Source organism: Alterotamlana spongicola (genome assembly GCF_035818475.1).
Lineage (GTDB): Bacteria > Bacteroidota > Bacteroidia > Flavobacteriales > Flavobacteriaceae > Cognatitamlana.
Genome location: NZ_JAYMGV010000001.1, coordinates 1,829,614 through 1,853,753, shown reverse-complemented (window position 1 = coordinate 1,853,753; position 24,140 = coordinate 1,829,614). Strand labels below are relative to the sequence as shown.

The following is a 24,140-nucleotide window of genomic DNA, read 5'->3' as shown; positions in this document are numbered from 1 at the left end:
AAAAAGGAAGAGGAAACCCTGCCGGAGATCCCAATTGTTATAAAAGATGAGTACAGAACTCATGTGGTTTCTGAAATTTCAGATGATAGTATTAATGAAAAGGTTACGCTTTCAGGCTGGGTATCAAGTGTTCGTGATCATGGGGAATTAATATTTATTGACTTACGTGACTCCAGTACACAGGTATTCCAGGTACGTTTAAGCAGAGAATCTTTTGCCAATTTAGATGAGTTGGTAAAATTAAAGCCGGAATCTGTTATTTCGGTTTCAGGAACTATTGTACAGCGAAAAGAAGATGATTATAACCCGGCATTAAGAACGGGTAAAATAGAATTGGAAGCCATAGCATTGGATATTTTAAACTTGTCTAAAACCTTGCCTTTTGAAATAAAACGGGCAACAAAGACAAACGAAAATATTCGTTTTCAATATAAATATTTAGATCACAGAAATGATGCTGTTCGCCGTGTTGTAGTAAACCGTCACAAAGTCATTAAGCTCATGCGTGATATTTTAGATGCGCAGGAGTTCCTTGAAATTGAAACTCCAATTTTAAGTGCTGGAACAGATGAAGGTGCGCGCGAGTTTATAGTACCAACACGTAAACAAGCCGGTTCATTCTACACCCTACCACAAGCACCTCAGCAATTTAAACAAATGCTAATGGTAAGTGGCTATGAAAAGTATTTCCAGATTGCACGTTGTTTTAGAGACGAAGATTCTCGTGGTGACCGTCAACCGGAATTCACACAACTAGATATAGAAATGGCTTATGCCAGCATGCAACAAATCATAGATTTGAACACGCAAATGTTCAATGATATAGTTCATAAAATTTATGGTAAGAAATGGATTTTACACCAATTTGAAGTGCTGACTTACAAACAAGCCATGGATGACTATGGATGCGACAGACCGGATTTACGTTTTGGTTTAAAATTAAAAGACATTACCCACAATGTAAAGGATACTACTTTTCAGGTATTCAGCAAACCCATAGAAGAAGGTGGTATAGTTAAATGTATTAAAGTTTCAGCCAAAGAACAGGGCAACAAGCGTTTATCAAAAGGACAAATTGAAAAACTAACTGCTATAGCACAACAACATGGGCTAGGTGGTTTAGCATACATTATTGTAAATGAAAATGACTTACAATCACCAATTATTAAGTTTTTAGGTGAAGATATTGCTACAGGTATTATTAAAACCACAAATGCACAAGTAGGTGATATTGTGTTTTTCTCTGCCGCAGATTATGACACGGCTAATAAAGCACTTGATGCCGTAAGACAGGAACTGGGGAAAATGCTGCGTTTAATAAACCCTAAAGAACTAAGGCCTGCATGGGTTATAGATTTCCCTATGTTTGAAAAAACAGATGAAGGCCACTGGACCTTTACCCACAATCCGTTCTCTATGCCTTCTATTAATGATATTGAAAAACATATGAATGGTGAGGAAGAAGAAATTGGAAGCATTATTGCTCAACAATACGATTTAATCTTAAACGGTTATGAAATTGGCGGGGGGTCAATTCGTGCACATAAACCGGAAATTCTTGAGGCCACTTATAAAAACATGGGCTATGACAAGGAAGCTATGATGAAGAGTGTTGGCACCATGTACAAAGCCTTCCATTATGGGGCACCACCACACGGAGGTATTGCCTGGGGTGTTGACAGGCTGATGATGATTTTAGAGAAAAAAGCCTCTATTAGAGAAGTAATGGCATTTCCTAAAACAGGAACCAGTGAAGATCTATTGTTTGGTGCACCTTCTCCTCTATCTGATAAAAAAGTAGAAGAAATGAATGTGAAAGTGATCAGAAAATAATAACTTCATCAAACCTTAGTTGTCATACCATGAAAGCCTTAGTGTTAGTCTGTTTCTTTTTTTGTTTGCAAGCCTTAGCACAACCCACATGGCAAGTAACAAACACCTCAGCAAACCCAAACAACCAACGTTTTGATGATGTTTTTTTCATTAATGATAATGTTGGTTGGGCTGCTAACGGTTATTATGCATCGGTGTATAAAACTACAGATGGTGGTAAGAACTGGACTGAACAATTAAATGAAACTGACCTTGGAGGTAACTATTATTTTAGAAATATTGAATTTTTAAATGAAAATATTGGCTTTTTAGGAACTTTGAACAATACATTCTTTAAGACTATTGATGGCGGAAATAATTGGACTGAAATAACAAATATTTCACCTAACCCTCCTGCAATCTGTGGAATTGAAACTGTTGGAACATCTACGGTATATGCTTGCGGAGCCTATTTTACTCCGGCTCAAATTATAAAATCTACTGATAGTGGAAACACATGGCAATCTATAGATATGTCAGCTTATGCTAATGCTTTAGTGGAAATTCTATTCTTAACAGAAGATTTGGGATTTGCCTCCGGCAGAAGTAACAACGGAGCTACCATATTAAAAACTACTGATGGTGGTGTGTCATGGACTGAAATTTATAATTCAAATAGTTCAGGTGAGTATGTCTGGAAAATGCAAGTTTTAGATAGTAATCCAAATATTATTTTTGGTGCGATTGAATCTGTCTCACCCAATCCGGGAAAATTAGTTAAGTCTATTGATGGAGGAACAACATGGACTAGCTATAACGCCCCGGAAACAAGTATTCAAGCCGTTGGATTTATTACTGAAAATCATGGCTGGATGGGAGGGCATACCACAGGTTTTCATGAAACCTTGGATGGTGGACAAACATGGACAAACCTGAACACTGGTAGTAACCTAAACAGAATATTCATAATCAATTCCACATTGGCATATGCCAGTGGAACTTCTGTTTACAAGTATACTGAGGAAACTTTAAATACAGATAGTATAAAAGAAAGAGACAGGCTTGATTTAGCGGTTAGGCTTGAAAACAATCCTGTTTCATCTATTTTAACATTTGATATTACGTTTGAGTCTGATGATAATTTGTTAATTGAACTGTATGATGTAAATGGCGCACTTATAAGACAATTAACCAGAGACAGAGTCTACTCCAAAAGCATAAAGAAGTACAGTTTTAATGTTGAAGATTTAGCTTCCGGTGGGTATTTAATTAATTTTCATAACAATACCGGTAGGCAATCCTTAAAATTTATAAAAAACTAATAACCGGCTTTTTAAGCCCGTAGTATTCAGCCATAAACTTTAACAACTCCTCTTTATTTTTATTAAAACTTTAAGAGTATTTAGGTTTATCTTACAGCATCAAAATTTAAAAAAACTTCTTATGAAAAAAACAACCTTAATTTCAAGTATTGCCTTCGCTTTTATAATGCTTTTGTCATTTAATGCATTGGCTCAAAAGTTTCCAAAATTAGACAAAAGCCCATTAGACGCCTCTATTTATAGAGCCGAAAAAAATGGCCCTGCTTTAATTAAAGTAATTTATAGCAGACCTTTCTTAAAAGGGAGGTCTTTAAGTCAATTGGCTCCTAATGGCAAGGTTTGGAGAACCGGAGCCAACGAAGCTGCTGAGATAACACTTTATAAAGACATGAAAATTGGAGGAAAAAAGGTTAAAGCCGGAACCTATTCTCTTTTCACCATTCCAGGAGATAAAGAATGGATCATCATATTAAGCTCTGACCTCAATGTTTGGGGCGCCTATTCGTATAAGGAAGCTCATGATGTAGTAAGGGTAAATGCTCCTGTTACATCAGGAGATGAATCTGTTGAGAATTTTTCCATCAAATTTAAAAAGACTGCAAATGGTACCGATATGTATATGGGTTGGGGAACTTTAAGAGTTGCTGTTCCGTTTACAAAATAACAGTTGCTTATTTATTGATTAAAAAAAGCCTTGAAGTTATTTTCAAGGCTTTTTACTTTACGGTATATTCAAATACTTATGCGTTTGTAAGGATATTTTCCATTTTGGATTAGTCATAACATAATCTACAATTTCGGGAACCACTTTATCACGTTTACTCCACTCAGGCTGCAAATACAAAATACAATGCTCACTTACTTTGGCTGCCTGTTCTTCTGCAAAACGGAAATCGTCTTTATTATAAACTATTATTTTTAATTCATCCGCCCTTTCATAGACTTCTCTGGTGGGTAGCTTCATTTTTTTTGGCGACAAACAAATCCAATCCCAAACACCTGTTAATTTGTATGCTCCGGAAGTTTCAATATGCACCTGTAAACCTTCCGCTTTTAAACGTTCTGTTAAAAAAGTCATATCCCAAGTTAAAGGTTCACCTCCGGTAACCACTATAGTATCACTATATTTTTTGGCATTATCTACTATAGCCTTTGTTTCAGTAGGAGGATGTAAATCTGCATTCCAACTTTCTTTCACATCACACCAATGACACCCCACATCACATCCGCCAATTCTTATAAAATAAGCCGCAGTTCCTTTATGAAAACCTTCCCCCTGAATAGTATAAAACTCTTCCATTAAAGGTAGCATCAACCCTTTATCAACCTGTTTTTTTATCTCTTCTTGCATAGCCTGCAAAGATACATATTACTTTAATTAATATGTTGATTTTTGGATTTCAAAATAATTTGCCTAATTTCGTGCTGTATTAAAAAGTAAATTGCATCTCTTTCAACTCTCTCTAAAATGAAAAAAATAGTCTGTGCTCTTATTTTATTACTATGCATGCATAATGGTTTTTCCCAGGTTGGAATTGGCACCACAACCCCTTCATCCGAATTAGAAATACAAACATCAGCCAGTGGTATTCCTGCTCTAGAACTAAATCCTCAAACGGCTCCAACAGGTACGGCAGATGGACAACTATCTGTTATTGGTGATAAACTGTATATGTATGACAATACAAGAAATAAATGGTTAAGTATTGAAACCACTAAACTACACTTTGGAAGACCGGGTAACAGAAACAATGAAATTTTAAGATATGCTGGTAATTATAGCAGTCAGAATTCAAGTCCATTAATGCCTTTTGATGGTACAATAGTACACATTACTGCCAGGGCCAGAGGCGGACTGGCCAACAAAGACTTCTCTGTTGAAATCAGAAATAATAATTCGCTGGTTTCTGGCACCTTAAACACGTACAGTCTGAGTTCAAGTGAATTTATTGACACCGCTGTAAACATAGATTTTAGCTCGGGCGATTTCATTATTGGAAGGATAGCTAGCACCCCGACGTCAGACACCGTTCAGGATTTAATTCTTACGGTTTGGGTGAAATGGCGCCAATAGCTTATGCTAAAATTCTTTTCCATTTAAGGGTAAAAACTTATTTTTTCCTTCTTCATTTTTCCTGTATTTTTATCCAAAATAGAAAGGAATGACAACCAAGGACACGTTTTTCAATTATATTACTGAAGGTAATACCACAAAAGGAGAGGCTATTTCTGTTGGAGCGGCTATGCTAGATGGTGAAACAATAACAGGAGCTCACGTAAAAATACCTTTAAAGACTATGAACCGCCATGGTTTAATTGCCGGAGCAACTGGTACAGGCAAGACTAAATCGTTACAGGTATTAGCTGAAAACTTAAGTGATAAAGGAATTCCTGTTTTGCTTATGGATATTAAAGGAGACTTAAGTGGATTGGCACAACCTAGCCCCGGTCATCCAAAAATTGATGAGCGCCATGAAAAAATAGGATTACCATTTGAAGCTAAAGCTTTTCCGGTTGAAATTTTAACACTTTCAGAACAAAATGGAGTAAGACTTAGAGCAACAATAAGCGAATTTGGTCCGGTATTATTATCCCGTATATTAGATTTAACTGAAACACAATCCGGTATTGTTTCTGTAATTTTTCAATATTGTGATGACAACAAACTACCGCTTTTAGATTTAAAAGATTTTAAAAAAATACTCCAATACGCCACCCAGGAAGGAAAAAAAGAGTTTACAGAAGCTTATGGCAGAATCTCAACGGCCTCTACTGGAGCAATATTAAGACGGATTATTGAATTGGAACAACAGGGTGCTGATTTATTTTTTGGAGAAACTTCATTTGACACTCAGGATTTATTAAGAATTGATGAAAATGGCCGGGGTTATATTAACATTATAAGACTTACTGATATTCAGGACAGGCCCAAATTATTTTCAACATTCATGTTAAGCTTATTAGCTGAAATATATTCTACTTTCCCGGAACAAGGGGATAGTGACAGACCAGAACTTGTTATGTTTATAGATGAAGCCCACTTAATTTTTAATGAAGCTTCTAAAGCCCTTTTAAATCAAATAGAAAGTATTGTAAAGCTAATAAGAAGTAAAGGAGTTGGTCTTTATTTTGTAACTCAAAACCCCACCGATGTTCCTGAAGCAGTTTTAGGGCAACTTGGTTTAAAAATCCAACATGCGTTAAGAGCATTTACCGCAAGAGATAGAAAAGCTATTAAACTAACTGCACAAAACTATCCGGACTCAGAGTATTACAACACCACAGACGTATTGACTTCCTTAGGTATTGGTGAAGCTTTGGTTTCTGCTTTAGATGAAAAAGGCAGGCCCACCCCACTTGCTGCCACTATGATGCGAGCCCCAATGAGTAGAATGGACGTTTTAACAGATGACGAATTAAACACGTTATTATCCGAGTCTAAACTGGTAAAAAAATACAATAAGGACATTGATAGGGAAAGCGCCTATGAACTCTTAAACGACAAAATAAAACAGGCTGAAGCTGAAGAAGCCAAAGAAAAAGCCAGAAAAGAAAAAGAAGCTTTGAAAAAAGCGGAATCTAAAAAAAGAGCGAGGAGTACCAGATCAAGAAGTACCAGGATGAACCCTATTGTCAAAGTACTAACCAGTGCAACTTTTATACGAAGTGTTTTTGGTATCTTAACCAAAGTGATGAAAAAATAATTCAATTATATAACATTCATTAATTTAAAAATTTAATCAATTATATGCGCAATTCTTTATTAGGCTTAGTTGCCTTGATCGTTTTATTTTCAAGTTGTAATACAAAACAAAATCCATTTGAAATTTCAAAACAACATATTGGTTTACTAACAGATTCTACTCAGGTCGAAGATTTAGAAAGCATTTACCCCAACGACTCTGTTGTTAAACTTATAAGTGGAGATGAGTTTACAGGAAATACCAATACCATTGACATTTATGAAAAAGGTGGTAAAAAACTTCTTTCTCTTACCCCAAAATACAGTCTGGACTCTACTTCGGTCATTAGTAATATAAGAATACTGGACAATAGGTATAAAACAGATAAAAACATATCTACCATAAGTACTTTTAAAAACATTCATGAGCAATATAAAATAACCCGAATTAGTAATTTGATTAATTCTGTAGTTGTTGCAGTAGATGCTATTAATGCGAGTTTTACCTTTGATAAGAAAGAACTTCCGGCAAACCTTAGATTTGATATGGATTTAAAGTTTGAACCCACGCATATTCCGGATGATGCCAAGGTGAAATACTTTTTTATACATTGGAATATTTAATATAACGTATAACGCTATAAATCCAATCTTACCAAAGCTATTAATTAACATTATAGAAAGTAGTTTATGATAAGATTGTACAAACATTAAATGAATATTCACAGAATTATTGGAGGAACAATTAACCTCATTAGTTATATCTCTTCCAGGCTTGCCGCTAGACTTGCTGTACTTATTTTTTCTGTACCTCGTAAAGCGAAACTAAATGCAGAAGCCATACAATATTTAAAAACTGCGAATCAACAGGATTTAATTTATAATAACTTTAGTTTTAAAACCTATCATTGGAAAGGAGATAAAGACACTATATTGCTTGTTCATGGGTGGGATAGTAATTCTTTTAGGTGGAAGGATTTAATTGAGCTTTTAAAGCAAGCCCGCTACAACATTATATCCATTGATGCTCCGGCACATGGTGCCTCGGGTAGTAAGATGTTTAATGCACCTTTATATTCTGAATGCATTAACCTTGCCATTCAGCAATTTAAGCCTTATGCCGTTATTGGGCATTCCATTGGTGGCACCTCTTGCGCTATTGCCCTGAAGAACCATAATATTTCTTCCTTAGAAAAATTAGTCCTACTGGGTGCACCTTCAAATCTGGGTATTTCTGTTAATAATTATGTTAAAATGATGGGATATAATAATAGGGTTTCAAAGGCTATAAGAGCTCATTATTTAAAACATTTCAATCAGGTTCCTGAATATTACTGCGCTGAAAACTTCTATAATGACATTCAACCAAGAGGCCTTATAGTTCACGATAAAAAAGATAGAATCATTTCATTTAAGGAAGCTCTGGATATTCATCGTGTTTATAAAAATTCCGAATTAATAAAAACTATAGGTCATGGTCATAGACTTAAATCCGATAAAGTTTACCAATACATTTTAAACTTTCTAAACACTTAAGTTTATTGTATTTTTGAGCCATGGCAGATGTAGCACTAAAACGTATAAATAAGTATTTGAGTGAAGTTGGATACTGCTCAAGACGGGAAGCAGACAAGCTTATTGAGGCTGGACGCGTAACTATAAATGGCACTGTCCCGGAAATGGGAACCAAAATAGCGCCTCATGATATTGTTGCTGTAGATGGACAAGAAATAAAAAACAATAAAAAGGCTTTTGTATACTTAGCTTTTAATAAACCTGTTGGTATTGTTTGCACCACAGACACCTCTGTAGAAAAGGATAATATTATTGATTTTATTAATTACCCAAAACGTATTTTTCCTATTGGCAGACTTGACAAGCCCAGTGAAGGTTTAATTCTTTTAACGGATGATGGCGATATTGTCAATAAGATTCTTCGTGCCAGTAATGACCATGAAAAAGAATATATTGTTACCGTTGACAAGCCAATCTCTCAAACTTTTGTAAACCGCATGTCTGGTGGTATTCCACTTGCCGAATTAAACAAGGTTACCAAAAAATGTAAAGTCGAAAAACTAAGTACGTATACATTCAAAATTATTCTAACACAAGGTTTAAATAGGCAAATCCGAAGAATGTGCAGCTATTTAAATTACGAAGTCCAGACCTTAAAGCGTGTTAGAATTATGAACATTAACCTTGATGTTCCGGTAGGTGAATATCGTGATCTTACAAATGAAGAATTGAATAAGCTAAACCAATTGATCAGTAACTCTTCTAAAGAATTTACACCGTCTTCAAATAAAAGAAGAAGATAGTCTTAATGTATTTGATTTCTGAAATTTCTTTTTCTTCCGGAGAGATAAAACGGTAAATAAATCAACAAAAAGTACGGTATTATAATTATTTGAACGACTATAATGTATATTGGCCAATCTCCAAAATAATCTAATAACGAGGCTGATTGTGGTTTTTCATTCAAATAAAAATAATTAGCATTTAAAAGATAGTTAACACCAATCATAAGGATAACATAAAGCTGTAAGGCAAAAAAAGATTTGAATACGCTTTTTAATTTGGGGCGCATATTAAAAACAAAGGTGGCATAAAATATAACTACCAAAAGCCCTAAATGCACTATCCAATACCTGAAGTAATCAAAGCTTGGAAACCCAATAGGAATATCTGGAGTTAGGACACCTTGCAACGTACCTCCAATGATCCAAAACAACAATATTTCATACATCCAGTATTTTTTAAAAAATGCAAATAACGGGATAATTAGTCCCAAAAAACTGCACAAATACAATGGCAAATCTGTAGAGACGCTATAATTACCTGAGCTAATTTTTTGAGCATGAAAGACAACTACTGAGAGGCTAATAATACACGAAAAAAACTGTAATGCATAGTCTTGCTGGTTCTTGTTAAACTTTCTATTGGCATAAGTAATAAAAAGAATAGCAAAAAAAACTGTAAAAGCTACTGGAAACAAATGCTCTGGAGTACCAATTTTAACTCCATCCCATAAAAAAATTGCATTAAAACGTAAAAGCCCCATAATGCAATTTATAATTAAATACTGTACAATTTACTAATTATGTCTTTCTCTTGCCAATAGTGTATTTTTAAGAAGCATGGCAATAGTCATTGGTCCTACACCTCCTGGAACCGGAGTAATATAACTGGCTTTTTTACTAACGCTTTCAAACTCAACATCACCGGCTAGCCTGTACCCATTTTTCTTTGTAGCATCCGGTACACGCGTAATTCCAACATCAATAATAACCACATCTTCTTTTACCATATCCCCTGTTAAAAACTCAGATATACCTATAGCGGCCACTATAATGTCTGCACTTTTGGTTATTTCTGACAGGTTTTTAGTTCTACTGTGAACCACGGTAACCGTTGCGTCTCCCGCTTTACGCTTCTGACTCATCAAAATACTCATGGGGCGACCAACAATATGGCTTCTTCCCATAACAACAACATGTTTTCCTGAAGTCTCAACCTGATATCTTTCCAAGAGTTCAAGTATGCCAAAAGGTGTTGCAGGCAAAAATGTTGGTAAATCCAAAGCCATTTTACCCACGTTTACCGGGTGAAAACCGTCAACATCCTTATCAGGATCTACAGCCATTAAAACTTTTTGTTCATCAATTTGTTCCGGTAAAGGCAATTGCACTATAAACCCATCAATATTAGAATCTGTATTAAGCGCATTGATTTTATCCAGTAATTCTTGTTCTGTAGTATATTCGGGTAATTCAATAAGTGTAGAATTAAAACCAATACGCTCACAAGCTTTTACTTTAGCATTTACATAAGTCATACTGGCCCCATCAGATCCAACTAAAATTGCGGCTAAATGCGGTACTTTCTCCCCTTTTGAAACCATGGACTTAACATGTTCAGTGATCTCTTCTTTAATATCGTTACTTATTTTTTTACCGTCTAAAATGGTCATACTGTAATATTTGCTGTTTGCTAAATTAAAACTACTTCATGTTTTTCATCATTTGCATCATCTTTTTGCCGCCACCTCCTTGCATCATTTTCATCATCTTACTCATTTGGTTAAATTGCTTTAAAAGCTGATTTACTTCTTGTACTGAAGTCCCTGAACCTTTAGCAACACGCTTTTTTCTACTGGCATTTAAAATTGTTGGTGTACTGCGTTCTTTAGGTGTCATGGAATGTATAATAGCCTCAATACCTTTAAAAGCATCATCATCAATATCAACATCCTTCAACATTTTTCCGGCCCCGGGAATCATTCCCATCAGGTCCTTCATATTCCCCATTTTCTTGATTTGCTGAATCTGTTTTAAGAAATCATCAAACCCAAACTGGTTCTTAGCTATTTTCTTTTGAAGTTTTCTGGCTTCCTGTTCATCAAACTGTTCCTGTGCTCTTTCTACTAAAGACACAACATCTCCCATCCCCAAAATACGGTCTGCCATACGAGATGGATAGAATACATCAATAGCTTCCATTTTCTCACCGGTACCAATGAACTTAATAGGTTTATTGACTACAGATTTTATGGAAATTGCTGCACCACCACGTGTATCACCATCTAATTTGGTAAGGATAACCCCGTCAAAATTCAGGACATCATTAAAAGCTTTTGCCGTGTTAACTGCATCCTGACCGGTCATTGAATCAACTACAAACAGCGTTTCTTGAGGCTGAATAGCTTTATGAATGTTAGAAATCTCAGTCATCATGGCCTCATCTACCGCCAAACGACCTGCGGTATCTATAATAACCACATTAAACCCATTGGCTTTGGCATGATCTAAAGCTGCTTTTGCAATGGCTACAGGGTCATTGTTACCTCTATCACTAAAAACCTCAACACCAATTTGTTCTCCTACAACATGTAATTGATCAATAGCTGCCGGACGGTATACATCACAGGCTACCAATAACGGTTTTTTAGTTTTCTTGTTTTTTAAATAATTAGCAAGCTTACCGGAAAAGGTTGTTTTACCCGAACCTTGTAAACCAGACATTAAAATCACGCTTGGAGCACCGGAAAGATTAATCCCTTCTGCATCTCCCCCCATAAGTTCGGTTAGCTCATCCTTAACAATCTTTACCATCAACTGCCCAGGCTGAAGTGTAGTTAATACATTTTGTCCAAGTGCTTTTTCCTTTACAGTACTGGTAAATTGTTTAGCTATTTTAAAGTTAACATCGGCATCTAACAAAGCGCGCCTAACTTCTTTTAAAGTTTCTGCTACATTAACTTCTGTGATGCTTCCGTGTCCTTTAAGAACGTGTAAGGCTTTATCTAATTTATCGCTTAAATTATTAAACATAATTTCATCTAAATTTTAAGAATTGCAAATTTAATGATTTGAAGCATATAAAGGAAGAAACATAACACAATAGTATATAAATAAAAAAGGCTGCCAATTTAAATTGACAGCCTTAATAAAGAGGCCTTAACTAATTAACCTAACCAACCTAAAAATAAGCACACCTTTAATTAACCAAATAACATCTTACAATGTTTTTTCAAGGACTAATATTCTTTCAATTTCTCCGGTTGCATTATAATCTTTTAACTCAACTCTATTTGGCGTGATCTCTTTGATTCTCCATCTGTGTTTTAGCTCACTGAATGGCTCATCCTGAGTTTTAAAATTCAACCCTAAAAATAAACCTTCGTTTCTGTATGCTAACCAAGACCCTCTGTAATCATTTCCATTACCTTCAGCAAATAACATTCCGTTATCATCAAATCCAATCACATAACCCTCATAGTTTTGAGTTTCATCAATATCCTGATCTACATATTTAGCCACTTCCCACACGCCATTGGCAAGTACATCTCCAATATAATTTATGTCTTCATCACCGTCAGGACAATGTCTTTTTAAAACCATTTTATTGTTGGCATTAGAAAGTTTTATCAATCCCGGCTCTAGGAAAGTAATTAACCATTCCAGCTTTAAATCAGGCCTTCCTTCTAAATTAATTGTCAAAATAAAACCAGCATTTCTAGCTCCAATTTCATAAGTACCTTCAACTAATTCTCCATTTACTCTTATTTTAACAACGTTGTTTTCAAAGAACTTTAAAGGTGTTCCTATATACTCTTCTTCATTATCTGCACCATCAACATTTAAGCGTGCTATTCTCCATAAACATTCTTGTAAATAATTCTGTATTCTTTCTTTAGTATGGTCAATAACTACATCACAGTTTTTCTTCATGATGATTCTGTTACCTCCAACTTCATATAATTTAATCTTACCGTATTCAATATCATAGACAATCCATTCTAAAGTAAAATCTTCTAAAGTCTCAAATTTCATTTTTAAAAGAGCGCCTCTGTCACTTACTCTAGTGCTCCATGTACCGGTCAATACATCTCCACCTCTTGCACGCATAACAACAACACCGTCTTCTTTGAAGTTTAAGGCATACTCTTTATATGCTTCTGTATTATCTTGATTATTTCTTTTGAATTCATGAACAACCCATGGACAGATTTTCAAATACTCATCTAAACGTTCTTTTGTAAAATCGTCATCACCATAATCATTATCGTCATCTTCATCACAGTCGTTTTTAGCTTCTCTTATAGTACGGGCTAACTGAAAATTATTGTTTACCTCAACTGTTGATCCATCAGCATAAACCATAGTTACAGGAAAGTTTAAGCTGGCAAAAACTTCTTTGGATTTGACACGTTTAATAAAACGGTGTAACTGCCTGTCATTTTCAATATTTACAACATCAATAATTTGAAAGTCTGTGTTATATACTGAAAAAGAAATTGGATACTGAAAATCAATACATTCGATATCATCATCTTCTTCATTTTCTCCTCTACAATCTTTAATTAACTCTTCTAATTCGGCTTTATTTTGAATGGTTATTTCTGTATGGTCTGAAATAATAATAGTAATAGGGAAAATGATATCCAGTCTATCGTCATCATCTTCAAACTCATTAAATATAGCTTCTATAGTTTTAAAATCTTCTTTAGAATCAATAATAATCTCAAGACCATTAACTTTTACTGATATAGGTAATTTTACCGATGTACAACTGGCTTTATCAATAATATTATCATCAGATCCATCCATAATAGATGTAGAATACAATAAACTTGTTAACTCTGACTCTGCAACAAGGGCTTCAGATTCTTCCGGATCTGTTATATCAACTACCTCATCTTGGCATGATGTAAATAACAAAAGGGCAAAAAAAGGCAACAGTAATAATAATTTTAATTTAGTTTTCATGGTTTGTGTTTTTGGGTTAAACATAGCTTTTTTGAATATAAAACAGCTCAACTTTAAAAATTCCTACCCCTAAATCAGAAAAAATTCAAAAAAACCAAAAAACTAAAATTCAAAAAAGCTTATTTTAGTGGCACCAACTACCAACACGAATGGGGAAGCAACTATTTGAAAATATTTGTGAAGAACACATATTTTCGTCTATTTTTAATAAACATGCCACAGATTTACATAACTTTTTATACTATAAGTTTGGCGAATTACTAAATCCTAAAGATAAAGTACAGGAGGCTTTTGTGAAACTTTGGGAAAATTGCTCAAAAGTTTCTCCGGATAAAGCCAAGAGTTTTATATTTACTACAGCCAATAATTTAATGTTAAATGAAGTAGCACATCAAAAAGTAGTCTTAAAGCATCAGCAAACCAAGCCTAAAATGTCCACTAATGAGAACCCGGAGTTTTTAATGCAGGAATCTGAATATAATGATAAGTTACAACGCGCTTTGGGTAATTTAACCGACGCACAACGTGTGGCCTTTATGATGAACCGTGTTGAAGGAAAACGTTTTAAAGAAATTGCGCAATTATTGGATATTTCAACAAAAGCTGTTGAAAAACGTATTTACGGTGCTTTGGAAAAGTTGAGAAAAGATATTAAGGAGTTATAGTTATTAGGGAATAATACACTCTAAATAAAAAATTTAATATTTTTTCGCCTTAGGGGTAGGAAAAAATTAAAGTATGCTGTTATATAAATGAATAAGTAATTATGAACAGAGAAGAATTAATATCAAAATGGTTAGATAACAACCTAAATGATCAGGAATTTGAGGCCTTTAAAACCCTTGAAGACTATGATGAATTAGTGATGTTAGATAACAACTTGCAAGCTTTTAAGGCTAAAGAGTACAACAGCTCTGAGGAATTGGAGCATGTGCTGTCTGCTATTAAAAGTACTAAAAAGCAATCCACACCATGGATTAAACCTTTTATGCGTGTAGCTGCTATATTAGCTGTTTGTTTTAGCTTGTATTATTACTCAACCACATTAGATACTTCTATATCTACTGAGGTTGCTCAAAAAGCTACTATTGAACTACCGGATGCCTCTAGTGTTTCCCTCAACGCAAAGTCGCTTTTAACATACAATAAAAAAGGCTGGAAACAGGACCGTGAAGTAGATCTTCAGGGAGAAGCCTTTTTTAAAGTAGCTAAAGGATCATCATTTACAGTAAAGACAAAATTAGGGTCTGTTACAGTATATGGTACACAATTTAATGTTAAACAAAGACATGATTATTTTGAAGTTGTTTGCTACGAAGGACTTGTTGGTGTAATGCACAATTCTCAGGAAACGAAATTAAAACCTGGAGACAGTTTTTTAATTATTGATGGGGAAAAAATTGCTAAAGAAAAAGAAAATCGCATCATACCTTCGTGGTTAAACAACGCCAGTACATTTAAAAGTTTACCATTCAAGGCTGTTATTGCTGAATTTGAAAGGCAGTATGACGTTGATGTAACCTTAATTGGTATTGATTCTGAACAATTATTTACGGGTAGTTTTGCTCATGATAATATTGATCTGGCTTTAAAATCCATTACCCTCCCATTTCATATAACCTATAGTAAGACCAACCGTGCTATAACTTTAAAGCGTGAATAGAAGAGGGACTCTTTCTATCATTTTATGTCTTTTTTTATTGAATATTACAAGCCTAATGGCTCAGAACATTCAAAAAGAGAAGCAACCCCTTATTATCATTTTAAAACAACTTGAAGAACAATTCAATATAAGCTTCTCCTTTGCTGATGACACCGTAAAAGATAAAGAGAGTCGTATTCTTATTGATAAAAACACATCTATTGAAGCCGTTTTAAAAGTACTTGAAAAAGACACTAAACTAGATTTTGAACTAATTGATAACCGTTTTATAATCATTAGAGCACCTAAAAAGGAAAAAGCTAATTTCAGCATACAAAATCTGGAAGAAGTTGTTGTTACCAATTATTTAACCTCAGGTATTACCAAACTAAACGATGGTTCTATTACCATTAAACCTCAAACACTTGGTATTCTTCCGGGACTTATTGAACCTGATGTTTTACAAACTATTCAAGCCATACCGGGTGTTTTAAGTACTGACGAAACAGTTTCAAACATTAACGTTCGGGGAGGTACACATGATCAAAATTTATTGCTTTGGGATGGTATTAAAATGTATCAATCCGGCCATTTTTTCGGACTTATTTCTGCTTTTAATCCCTACACAACTAAACGTGTAAATGTATATAAAAATGGCTCCCGTGCTAAATACGGCGATGGTGTTTCCAGTATTATTGATATGCAGCTACCTGATGACATTGACCATGAGTTTAAAGCCGGTATTGGGTTTAATTTGATAAACGCTGATGGTTATGCTAAAATCCCATTGTCAAAAAATACCGAACTACAATTATCAACAAGGCGTTCTATTACAGATTTAATAAATACCGTAACTTTTGAACAATATTCAAAACGTATTTTTCAGGATTCAGATTTTACGAAGTCCAAAAGCGGTAATAATTCAATATCACAAAATGAAAATTTCTATTTCTATGATATTACAGCAAAGTTTCTTTATGATATAACTCCAGCAGATAAACTTCGGGTTCATTTTTTACATGTTGACAATAACTTAAACTATGATGAGCAATCTACTATTAATCAAAGAAGTGAAGCTTTAAACAGTAAATTATCACAGCGCAATTCTGCTATAGGCATTACTTACATTAAAGATTGGACAGATAAACTCTCTACCACATCTCAAGCTTATGTTTCAAATTATGATCTGGATGCAACCAATTTTGATATTATTAATAACCAACGTTTAATACAGGAGAATGAGGTTTATGATGGCTCTCTAAAGTTTGATATAAATTACACGGCCCACAATCTGTTAAAAATCAATGGAGGTTATCAATTCACTGAAGTTGGTATAAGTAATTTGGAAGATGTTAATAATCCTCCGTTTAGAAGTTTTATACGAAAGGTTATCAGAACACATGCTATTTATGCCGAAACCGGGTTTTTATCAAGAAGCGCCGGAACACGCTTAAATTTTGGTGGACGATTAAACTATATAAACAAATTTAATATGTTACTTGCCGAGCCTAGATTAAGCTTTAGCCAGCGGTTTTTAAATCATTTTAGATTTGAGGTTTTAGGTGAATTCAAAAGTCAAACCACCTCACAAATTATTGATTTACAAAATGATTTTTTAGGTATAGAAAAGCGCAGATGGGTTCTGGCAAATAATAATACCGAAGTTATTGAGGATGGCAATCAAACTATATATCCGGTTCCTGTTCTAAAAAGCAAGCAATTATCTGCAGGTATCCACTTTAATAAAAACAGGCTGTTAATAAGTGCTGAAGCTTATTTAAAAAAGGTAAATGGAATAACTACCAGAAGCCAGGGCTTTCAAAACCAATATCAATTTGAAAATGAAATAGGCAGTTACGAGATCAAGGGTATTGACTTTTTATTGAACAAACAATTCAGTGATATTATTAGTAGTTGGTTGTCCTATTCTTACAGCTCTAACGATTACTTATTTAAAAAATTAAATGATGGAAACCCGTTTCCTAATAACGTTGACATTAAGCATATATTAACTTTTGCGGGAAGTTATACTTACAATAACTTAAAATTAGCTTTAGGCTTAAATTATCATACCGGAAAGCCTTTTACCGAACCAGCTGATAATGACTCCCCTGATGATGACACTATAACCTATGCCAGCCCTAACAGCAATAGATTAGATGATTATTTAAGGGTGGATTGCTCTGCTATTTATGAATTTAATATTTCAGATGATGCACACGCTACCGTAGGTGCCTCTATTTGGAACCTGCTAAACAAAAAAAACATCCTGAACAGCTATTATAATCTTGATAGTGACAACATCAGAAATAAAGTTGAGAATGAATCCCTTGGAATTACACCTAATGTAAGTTTCAGGGTCTCTTTTTAATCAAAACCGTATTATACTAAGGAAGGTCTTGATAATAGCCGACTTCAAAAAATGCTTTATAAATATGCATTTCATCCTATATTTATATGATAATCCACTGATATTCAACGAATAATTCAAAATTCTAACATTAAAATTCAAATTTTTAGTTATTTTTTCAAAAATATTTATTGATGGCATCATTAAATCCACTTGGTACTGCTCTTGATTTAAGACGAGCTAAACACTTGCTTAGGCGGGCTACCTTTAACTTTAGCAAAGCGCAGCTTGACACTTTTGTTGGCATGTCTGCAACCGATGCGGTAAATAGTTTAACAGGCAATCCAGCTAATATATTACCGGAACCCTATGATCCACTACCCGACGGAGCTCCTGATGGGTATTGGACCTCTTCAACAGAATTACCAAACTCTTTTGGCGGGCAATCAAGAAAACGGGCACTAGTAACCGCATGGTGGTGGTATAATGCTATAAATCAAACCACACTAAAACACAAATTGTCGTTTTTCCTACATACCAGCTTTACGGTAGGAAAAGATTCAGGAACCGGAGCAGCCACTTTTTTTTATGACCATATCAGGTTATTAGATTTTTATGCACTTGGAAACATTAAAGACCTGGCTAAAAAAATAACGCTGGATAATGCCATGCTTGACTATTTAGATAATACTCAAAATAATAAAAACAACCCTAATGAAAATTATGCCAGAGAGTATTTAGAGCTCTTTACTATCCTAAAAGGAGAACAAGCAGGAGAAGGCAATTACACCAATTATACCGAAGTTGATGTACAACAGGCTGCTAAGGTATTTTCGGGGTTTAAAAAACGATCAGACCGTAGCACTATTGATTCAGACACCAATATCCCTTCAGGTTATGCTAACATTGGACAACATGATCAAAATGATAAGACTTTTAGTAGCGCCTTTAACAACCAGGTAATCACAGGCAGAGATACAGCCTCAGGGATGATAGACGAACTTGATGATTTTGTAGAAATGGTTTTTGCACAACGAGAAACAGCAAGGGCTTACTGCCGGAAACTGTACCGATATTTTGTAAAAAGCACCTGGGATGATATAGTTGAAGCTGATATTATTGAACCGCTTGCGCAAACGCTCATTGATAACAATTTTGAAATTTTACCAGTAGTCACACAACTGTTAACCAGCGAGCATTTTTACGACGCTGATGATAGTGATGCTTCTGATGAAATTATTGGAAGTATTATAAAAAGTCCGCTTCAAATGTTTAGTGAACTCTGTACCATGTTTGAGGTGAGTTACCCTGACCCATCTGGTGAAGCCTTGAATTTTTATAGAAATTTCTTTCATAAGTTCGTTCATAATGTTTATTTCAAAACAGCTGGTATGGAGTTATACAATCCGGACTCTGTAGCTGGCTATCCGGCATACTACCAAGAACCAAGCTTTGATAGAATTTGGTTCTCATCCAATACCATTATTGGACGCTACAAGCTTATAACAAGTTTTATTTTAGGGAAGAACACCATTACCTCAGGTAATATTTATGCTCAAATTGATACTGTTCTTTTTGCCAAGAATAAAACCACAACCCCATCAGACCCCAATCTGCTCATCTCTGAAATTGCAGATTTACTCTATCCGGAGTCTATAGATACAGACAGAATTAATTACTTTAAAACATTTTTAGTTGATGAAGGCTTCCCTGATTATTATTGGGTCGGAACCTGGAGTCAATACCTCAATGATAATGATGACACCACTGTAAGAAGTCGGCTTGACGCTCTAATAACCGCTATGGTCAATGCAGCAGAATTTCAATTAATGTAACCTGATAAAGGTCACCCTTAAAGATGTTATAATGAAAAGAAGACATTTTATAAAACTTTCGGCATCAGCTTCAGTGGCAGGTTTAACGCCTATCCAACTTCAGGCTGCATTAAAGTCTTTTGTGCCTTACATGGCTTGTCCGGATATTTCAAATAGAAAATTGGTACTTATAAATTTAGCCGGGGCCAATGACGGCTTAAATACTATCGTTCCATTAAATCAATATGATACTTATAGTAATTTAAGACCCACCATAAAAGTTCCGGAATCGGGGTTAAGTAAATATATAACACTGGATGCCACGCTACAGGACAATCAACAAATAGGCCTAAACCCGGCACTTACCGGTTTTAAATCACTTTATGATAAGGGTTGGTTACGTATTATGCAATCTGTTGGCTATCCGTCACAAAATAAAAGCCATTTTAAGTCTACCGATTTATATTTGACTGGAAACGACGGCAACAGTATCTTAAATGGTACAGATACCGGTTGGATGGGACGCTTTATGGAACAGTATTATGCAGATTTAATAGTAGAGACCTTTCCATTGGCCGTTGAAATTGGTTCCAATAAAACCTCACTGGGGTTTCATGCCGAAGAAGCCCATGGCCTATCCTTAAATATTACAGGACAAGATCCTGCCGGTTTTTATAGTGTCCTTAGCGGATTAGGAGGGTTACCTCCTACAAATATCCCTGATTCTGATTATGGAAAACAATTAGAATTTATTAATAATACAGATACCTTATCCAATACCTATGCCGAATCCATATCCAGTGCCTTTAACGGTGGTCAAAATGATGTCACTTATCCGGATACTGATTTATCGAACCAGTTAAAAACAGTGGCGCGTTTGATAAGTGGTGATCTGGGTTCAAAAATATATATGGTGAGAATTTCAGGTTTTGACACCCATAACTCCCAGGTACAAGGGATTGGAGATATTACAGGGAGGCATCACAGCTTGCTTACCGAATTATCCGGAGCCCTTGAAGCCTTTATGAACGATTTGGATGGTCAAAACATAGCCGATGATATTGTTGGTGTGACCTTTTCAGAATTTGGAAGAAAGGCCAGGGAAAATGGTAATTTTGGCACAGACCATGGGGAGATAGCCCCCATGTTTGTTTTTGGAAAGCCGGTAGCCGGAGGTGTTTCAGGGACTAATCCCGACTTAACAGAAGCCACAAGTTCTAACAATTACCAAATACAAACGGTTCAGTATGACTACAGGCAAACCTTTGCTACCCTGCTTCAAAACTTTTTAGGAGCCGATAACGCCGTTATTGACGCAACATTTTTCAACCATACGCTAAATGACAGTTTTACTAATATGAAACTGGATGACATTTTAAAAGCAGAATTTAAACTTAGTAATGAGTGCTTTAATGGCAATTTATCTCCCAATGCACCTACTACCGAAGAAAAGCGTTGGTTAGTTTATCCTAATCCGTTTAGGGATACTGTTAATATTTCAGGAATAGATGATGATGAATCTATAGCTTATAGGATTTATAACAGTTCCGGAATATTATTAATCAATGCAATTGGTAACATTATTAATGGAAAACTAAGCTTGAATTTATTCCATTTAAGTAACGGTGTATATATTTTTGAAATTGTAGCTACCGGTAAAAAGGAAATCCATAAAGTAATCAAAATTTAAATTGTAGTATATTTGTACTATGCTGTTTTTAAGAAAAATACAAAGCCTTATCGGTGTTTTACTGCTACTCATAAGTTTAGTGTCATTTTCGGGTTTTGTTGGAACGACTTCTAAACCCCAAAGGCCGCAAACCGAGCTTGTCCATCAAAATAACCAAAAACTTACCGTTGAGGACAGCCCTTATAAAGCCCTTAGCAAAACCTTAAAAATACCGGTTAATCAATACACCGTTTTTACTTTTAAATGGTTTTTAACCGTCCATACTTTTGATTTTTCAGTAACACTAAAATCTCAAAAAGAAGCGGTATTACAGTTTTTGGATTATCAGCATGAGGAACAACATCTTATTGCTAAAACTACCCATAGCAATTATCTGGGCTTCAATATAGAGTAATATCATTTTTTGTCTGCGATCTCTTAGCAGTCAACCCACATTTAATATTTAAATCTAAAAAGAATTCCTGAAAAAGGAACTCTATATGCCATCAATCTATTTGATGACATCTCATATTACATATATCTATGAAGACTTTAAAGAAAGCCTTAAGACTTGTAGCTTTAATCCTTATGGTAGCCTTAGCCTCCGCATTACCGGTACCTATCACATTTTATAGAAAAGATAACACACCTAAATTTAAAATTGAACAGGTTGATAAAAACGAGGAGGAAATAGGGAAAGAAACTGACAAAGTCATTTTTTAACACTTGATTTTAGATTAAATTCATTTTACAACCTACAAAAACCATTGGCACAGACCTTTAGCTTAACCGTTTTATGTATGTGAAGATTGCCTTAATAAATAAGACATAGCCAAATCTGTAACCTGAGATTCTTCCTTTCTAGGTGTTGCTAATAAAACATCAGTAGAAAACTTATTATCTAAATCTAAAAATGATAATTCCGGATAAATATGACTCTTTTTCAAACTACTTGGCACAATAGAAACTCCTAAACCATTTTTTACTAATTGAATTATAGAATTAATATTATTTGACTCATGAACAACATTTGGCATAAATCCATATTGAGAGCAAATTTCAAGAAGAGAATTATAATATGCAGGGGCATAGTCTTTATTGAAAAAGACAAAAATCTCATTTTTCAAATCAGCTAAGTCCTCAATGCATTCCATTCTAGTTAATTTGTTATTAAAAACTAATGAATAGGAGTCCTTAAACCACAATACCGATGTGATTTTTTCAGATATCAGAGGTCCCCTTATAATCGCTAAATCTAATTTACTTTGTTCTAATGCTAAGATTTGTTTTTCAGTAGAAACTTCGTATAATTTAATATTCAGATAAGGATATTTACTTGTTAAGAATTGAACAAGCCTAGTAACAGTACCTGAAAAGGTAGAACTTATATATCCAATTCTGTATTCTCCACTTACATTTTCTGAGATTTTTTTAGTTTTTAAAACTATTGACTCTAAGTCTTGTAATTGAATGACTATTTCTTTCTTAAAATATCTGCCTGCTTCGGTTAGTGTGACTTTTTTGTTGCTTCTCTCAAATAGTTTAGCTCCAATTTCATTTTCAAGTTCTTTTATTTGTCTACTTAAAGGTGGTTGAGAAATAAAAAGTTTTTCTGAAGCCTTAGTAAAGTTTAATTCTTCCGCTACAGCCAAAAAATATCTTAAGTGTCTTAATTCCATAATGATACTTTTAAAGTATTATTAATTAACAAATTAAGTCTTTTTAAAGCAAATAAAAAACAAATACATTTGAAAATCATTTAAATCTTAAGACGATGAATAAATCAACAGTAGAAGAAATTAAAGAACGGTTTGATAATGATGTTGAACGATTTTCTAATCTGGATACTGGTCAAGTTGCAACAATTGATGCTCAAATATCTCTTGAGCTTTTAACCGAAACTTCTAAAAGAATAAAACCTAATGCTCAAAGTTTATTAGATATTGGTTGCGGTGCAGGAAATTACAGTTTAAAAATGTTAGGTAAAATTCCCGACCTACATTGTACTTTGGTTGATTTGAGTAAACCTATGTTAGATAAAGCAAAAGAAAGAGTTTCAACTAAAACAAGTAATTCAGTAGAAATCATTCAAGGGGACATCCGAGAAGTGGATTTGAAAGAAAATAGTTTTGACATCATATTGGCTGGAGCAGTATTACATCATTTGCGTGACGATAAAGATTGGGAAACAACATTCAAAAAACTATATAATCTACTTAAACCGGGAGGATGCTTGATGATTTCAGATTTAATAAGCCAAGAGACCCATGCGGTACATAAATACACCTGGGAACGTTATGGTGATTATTTAGAGAGTATAGATGGAAAAGAATACAGAAAAAAGGTCTTAGACTATGTAGAAAAAGAAGACTCTCCTAGATCAATGACCTATCAGTTAGAATTAATGAAAAAGTCAGGGTTTAGAAAAACCGAAATCTTACATAAGAATATGTGTTTTGGTGCTTTTGGAGGTATAAAATAGTCTACATACAACAATGCATAAAAAACATTGGTCAGTATTAAACCAAAAGCTATGTGCGTATTTGCAAAGTTCCCAATGCGAAACGCACCTCTTATTATC

21 protein-coding genes and 1 pseudogene are annotated in these 24,140 nt (G+C 34.5%); 16 read left to right on the top strand and 6 right to left on the bottom strand.

All coding sequences use genetic code 11. The features are described from left to right. Positions 1 to 9: 9 nt before the first annotated feature. The 3 genes and pseudogenes from aspS to VOI54_RS08055 form a co-directional block, all read left to right on the top strand. Positions 10 to 1,833: pseudogene (aspS, locus tag VOI54_RS17995) on the top strand (aspartate--tRNA ligase); the annotation flags it as partial. Positions 1,834 to 1,862: 29 nt separating this feature from the next. Continuing rightward, positions 1,863 to 3,134 (top strand): YCF48-related protein, encoded by a 1,272-nt coding sequence (locus tag VOI54_RS08060; RefSeq protein WP_326282215.1) that lies wholly within the window; start codon positions 1,863 to 1,865, stop codon positions 3,132 to 3,134. 121 nt (positions 3,135 to 3,255) lie between these two features. Then, positions 3,256 to 3,798, top strand: coding sequence for a DUF2911 domain-containing protein (locus VOI54_RS08055; protein WP_326282214.1), 543 nt, complete (start codon positions 3,256 to 3,258; stop codon positions 3,796 to 3,798). 57 nt (positions 3,799 to 3,855) lie between these two features. Here VOI54_RS08055 and VOI54_RS08050 read toward each other — a convergent pair whose 3' ends face one another. After that, positions 3,856 to 4,485 carry a 7-carboxy-7-deazaguanine synthase QueE gene (locus tag VOI54_RS08050; RefSeq protein WP_326282213.1) on the bottom strand — a complete coding sequence of 210 codons (630 nt, stop codon included), beginning with the start codon at positions 4,483 to 4,485 and terminating at the stop codon, positions 3,856 to 3,858. Positions 4,486 to 4,602: 117 nt separating this feature from the next. Here VOI54_RS08050 and VOI54_RS08045 point away from each other — a divergent pair, with 117 nt between their 5' ends. The 5 genes from VOI54_RS08045 to rluF all read left to right on the top strand — a co-directional run bounded on the left by VOI54_RS08045 (position 4,603) and on the right by rluF (position 9,134). Further along, the gene (locus VOI54_RS08045) at positions 4,603 to 5,208 is read left to right on the top strand and encodes a hypothetical protein (RefSeq protein WP_326282212.1); all 606 of its coding nucleotides are present in this window, start codon (positions 4,603 to 4,605) and stop codon (positions 5,206 to 5,208) included. Between the two features lie 88 nt (positions 5,209 to 5,296). Further along, the gene (locus tag VOI54_RS08040; RefSeq protein WP_326282211.1) at positions 5,297 to 6,838 is read left to right on the top strand and encodes a helicase HerA-like domain-containing protein; all 1,542 of its coding nucleotides are present in this window, start codon (positions 5,297 to 5,299) and stop codon (positions 6,836 to 6,838) included. 44 nt (positions 6,839 to 6,882) lie between these two features. Next, positions 6,883 to 7,440: a hypothetical protein gene (locus VOI54_RS08035; RefSeq protein WP_326282210.1), complete on the top strand. Its 558-nt coding sequence runs from the start codon at positions 6,883 to 6,885 to the stop codon at positions 7,438 to 7,440. Between the two features lie 90 nt (positions 7,441 to 7,530). Continuing rightward, on the top strand, positions 7,531 to 8,352 hold the full coding sequence (locus VOI54_RS08030) for an alpha/beta fold hydrolase (protein ID WP_326282209.1): 822 nt from the start codon (positions 7,531 to 7,533) through the stop codon (positions 8,350 to 8,352). 20 nt (positions 8,353 to 8,372) lie between these two features. Next, positions 8,373 to 9,134 carry a 23S rRNA pseudouridine(2604) synthase RluF gene (gene rluF, locus VOI54_RS08025; RefSeq protein ID WP_326282208.1) on the top strand — a complete coding sequence of 254 codons (762 nt, stop codon included), beginning with the start codon at positions 8,373 to 8,375 and terminating at the stop codon, positions 9,132 to 9,134. A gap of 2 nt (positions 9,135 to 9,136) precedes the next feature. Here rluF and VOI54_RS08020 read toward each other — a convergent pair whose 3' ends face one another. The 4 genes from VOI54_RS08020 to VOI54_RS08005 all read right to left on the bottom strand — a co-directional run bounded on the left by VOI54_RS08020 (position 9,137) and on the right by VOI54_RS08005 (position 14,084). Next, positions 9,137 to 9,877 (bottom strand): YwaF family protein, encoded by a 741-nt coding sequence (locus VOI54_RS08020; RefSeq protein WP_326282206.1) that lies wholly within the window; start codon positions 9,875 to 9,877, stop codon positions 9,137 to 9,139. Positions 9,878 to 9,910: 33 nt separating this feature from the next. Then, positions 9,911 to 10,786 carry a bifunctional methylenetetrahydrofolate dehydrogenase/methenyltetrahydrofolate cyclohydrolase FolD gene (gene folD / locus VOI54_RS08015; protein WP_326282204.1) on the bottom strand — a complete coding sequence of 292 codons (876 nt, stop codon included), beginning with the start codon at positions 10,784 to 10,786 and terminating at the stop codon, positions 9,911 to 9,913. A 31-nt stretch (positions 10,787 to 10,817) separates the two neighbouring features. Continuing rightward, positions 10,818 to 12,146, bottom strand: a complete 1,329-nt coding sequence (gene ffh, locus VOI54_RS08010; protein ID WP_326282203.1) for a signal recognition particle protein — start codon at positions 12,144 to 12,146, stop codon at positions 10,818 to 10,820. A 186-nt stretch (positions 12,147 to 12,332) separates the two neighbouring features. Continuing rightward, positions 12,333 to 14,084 carry a hypothetical protein gene (locus VOI54_RS08005; RefSeq protein WP_326282202.1) on the bottom strand — a complete coding sequence of 584 codons (1,752 nt, stop codon included), beginning with the start codon at positions 14,082 to 14,084 and terminating at the stop codon, positions 12,333 to 12,335. A gap of 149 nt (positions 14,085 to 14,233) precedes the next feature. Here VOI54_RS08005 and VOI54_RS08000 point away from each other — a divergent pair, with 149 nt between their 5' ends. From VOI54_RS08000 to VOI54_RS07970, 7 genes are all read left to right on the top strand, one after another. After that, positions 14,234 to 14,749 carry an RNA polymerase sigma factor gene (locus tag VOI54_RS08000; protein WP_326282201.1) on the top strand — a complete coding sequence of 172 codons (516 nt, stop codon included), beginning with the start codon at positions 14,234 to 14,236 and terminating at the stop codon, positions 14,747 to 14,749. Between the two features lie 101 nt (positions 14,750 to 14,850). Beyond that, positions 14,851 to 15,747 (top strand): FecR family protein, encoded by an 897-nt coding sequence (locus tag VOI54_RS07995; protein WP_326282200.1) that lies wholly within the window; start codon positions 14,851 to 14,853, stop codon positions 15,745 to 15,747. Positions 15,748 to 15,802: 55 nt separating this feature from the next. Further along, the gene (locus tag VOI54_RS07990; RefSeq protein WP_326282198.1) at positions 15,803 to 18,097 is read left to right on the top strand and encodes a FecR domain-containing protein; all 2,295 of its coding nucleotides are present in this window, start codon (positions 15,803 to 15,805) and stop codon (positions 18,095 to 18,097) included. Positions 18,098 to 18,270: 173 nt separating this feature from the next. After that, positions 18,271 to 19,911: a DUF1800 domain-containing protein gene (locus VOI54_RS07985; RefSeq protein WP_326282197.1), complete on the top strand. Its 1,641-nt coding sequence runs from the start codon at positions 18,271 to 18,273 to the stop codon at positions 19,909 to 19,911. A gap of 31 nt (positions 19,912 to 19,942) precedes the next feature. Then, positions 19,943 to 21,580, top strand: coding sequence for a DUF1501 domain-containing protein (locus tag VOI54_RS07980; RefSeq protein ID WP_326282196.1), 1,638 nt, complete (start codon positions 19,943 to 19,945; stop codon positions 21,578 to 21,580). A 19-nt stretch (positions 21,581 to 21,599) separates the two neighbouring features. Continuing rightward, entirely contained in the window at positions 21,600 to 21,974 is a 375-nt protein-coding gene (locus VOI54_RS07975; protein ID WP_326282195.1) for a hypothetical protein, read from the top strand. Positions 21,975 to 22,102: 128 nt separating this feature from the next. Then, on the top strand, positions 22,103 to 22,282 hold the full coding sequence (locus VOI54_RS07970) for a hypothetical protein (RefSeq protein WP_326282194.1): 180 nt from the start codon (positions 22,103 to 22,105) through the stop codon (positions 22,280 to 22,282). A 71-nt stretch (positions 22,283 to 22,353) separates the two neighbouring features. Here VOI54_RS07970 and VOI54_RS07965 read toward each other — a convergent pair whose 3' ends face one another. Then, complete coding sequence (locus tag VOI54_RS07965) at positions 22,354 to 23,238, bottom strand: LysR family transcriptional regulator (protein ID WP_326282193.1); 885 nt, start codon at positions 23,236 to 23,238, stop codon at positions 22,354 to 22,356. A 95-nt stretch (positions 23,239 to 23,333) separates the two neighbouring features. Between VOI54_RS07965 and VOI54_RS07960 the strand changes: the two genes are divergently transcribed. Continuing rightward, complete coding sequence (locus tag VOI54_RS07960; RefSeq protein WP_326282191.1) at positions 23,334 to 24,041, top strand: class I SAM-dependent methyltransferase; 708 nt, start codon at positions 23,334 to 23,336, stop codon at positions 24,039 to 24,041. Positions 24,042 to 24,140 lie beyond the last annotated feature (99 nt).

What these genes read in the sequence shown, in the direction of transcription:
- VOI54_RS08050 (WP_326282213.1), bottom strand. Translation starts at nt 4,485, where the DNA reads ATGCAAGAAGAGATAAAAAAACAGGTTGATAAAGGGTTGATGCTACCT.
- VOI54_RS08030 (WP_326282209.1), top strand. Translation starts at nt 7,531, where the DNA reads ATGAATATTCACAGAATTATTGGAGGAACAATTAACCTCATTAGTTAT.
- VOI54_RS08060 (WP_326282215.1), top strand. Translation starts at nt 1,863, where the DNA reads ATGAAAGCCTTAGTGTTAGTCTGTTTCTTTTTTTGTTTGCAAGCCTTA.
- VOI54_RS07990 (WP_326282198.1), top strand. Translation starts at nt 15,803, where the DNA reads ATGGCTCAGAACATTCAAAAAGAGAAGCAACCCCTTATTATCATTTTA.
- VOI54_RS07965 (WP_326282193.1), bottom strand. Translation starts at nt 23,238, where the DNA reads ATGGAATTAAGACACTTAAGATATTTTTTGGCTGTAGCGGAAGAATTA.
- VOI54_RS08040 (WP_326282211.1), top strand. Translation starts at nt 5,297, where the DNA reads ATGACAACCAAGGACACGTTTTTCAATTATATTACTGAAGGTAATACC.
- VOI54_RS08005 (WP_326282202.1), bottom strand. Translation starts at nt 14,084, where the DNA reads ATGAAAACTAAATTAAAATTATTATTACTGTTGCCTTTTTTTGCCCTT.
- VOI54_RS08035 (WP_326282210.1), top strand. Translation starts at nt 6,883, where the DNA reads ATGCGCAATTCTTTATTAGGCTTAGTTGCCTTGATCGTTTTATTTTCA.
- VOI54_RS08000 (WP_326282201.1), top strand. Translation starts at nt 14,234, where the DNA reads ATGGGGAAGCAACTATTTGAAAATATTTGTGAAGAACACATATTTTCG.
- VOI54_RS08055 (WP_326282214.1), top strand. Translation starts at nt 3,256, where the DNA reads ATGAAAAAAACAACCTTAATTTCAAGTATTGCCTTCGCTTTTATAATG.
- VOI54_RS07985 (WP_326282197.1), top strand. Translation starts at nt 18,271, where the DNA reads ATGGCATCATTAAATCCACTTGGTACTGCTCTTGATTTAAGACGAGCT.
- VOI54_RS08045 (WP_326282212.1), top strand. Translation starts at nt 4,603, where the DNA reads ATGAAAAAAATAGTCTGTGCTCTTATTTTATTACTATGCATGCATAAT.
- rluF (WP_326282208.1), top strand. Translation starts at nt 8,373, where the DNA reads ATGGCAGATGTAGCACTAAAACGTATAAATAAGTATTTGAGTGAAGTT.
- folD (WP_326282204.1), bottom strand. Translation starts at nt 10,786, where the DNA reads ATGACCATTTTAGACGGTAAAAAAATAAGTAACGATATTAAAGAAGAG.
- VOI54_RS08020 (WP_326282206.1), bottom strand. Translation starts at nt 9,877, where the DNA reads ATGGGGCTTTTACGTTTTAATGCAATTTTTTTATGGGATGGAGTTAAA.
- VOI54_RS07975 (WP_326282195.1), top strand. Translation starts at nt 21,600, where the DNA reads ATGCTGTTTTTAAGAAAAATACAAAGCCTTATCGGTGTTTTACTGCTA.
- VOI54_RS07980 (WP_326282196.1), top strand. Translation starts at nt 19,943, where the DNA reads ATGAAAAGAAGACATTTTATAAAACTTTCGGCATCAGCTTCAGTGGCA.
- VOI54_RS07970 (WP_326282194.1), top strand. Translation starts at nt 22,103, where the DNA reads ATGAAGACTTTAAAGAAAGCCTTAAGACTTGTAGCTTTAATCCTTATG.
- ffh (WP_326282203.1), bottom strand. Translation starts at nt 12,146, where the DNA reads ATGTTTAATAATTTAAGCGATAAATTAGATAAAGCCTTACACGTTCTT.
- VOI54_RS07995 (WP_326282200.1), top strand. Translation starts at nt 14,851, where the DNA reads ATGAACAGAGAAGAATTAATATCAAAATGGTTAGATAACAACCTAAAT.
- VOI54_RS07960 (WP_326282191.1), top strand. Translation starts at nt 23,334, where the DNA reads ATGAATAAATCAACAGTAGAAGAAATTAAAGAACGGTTTGATAATGAT.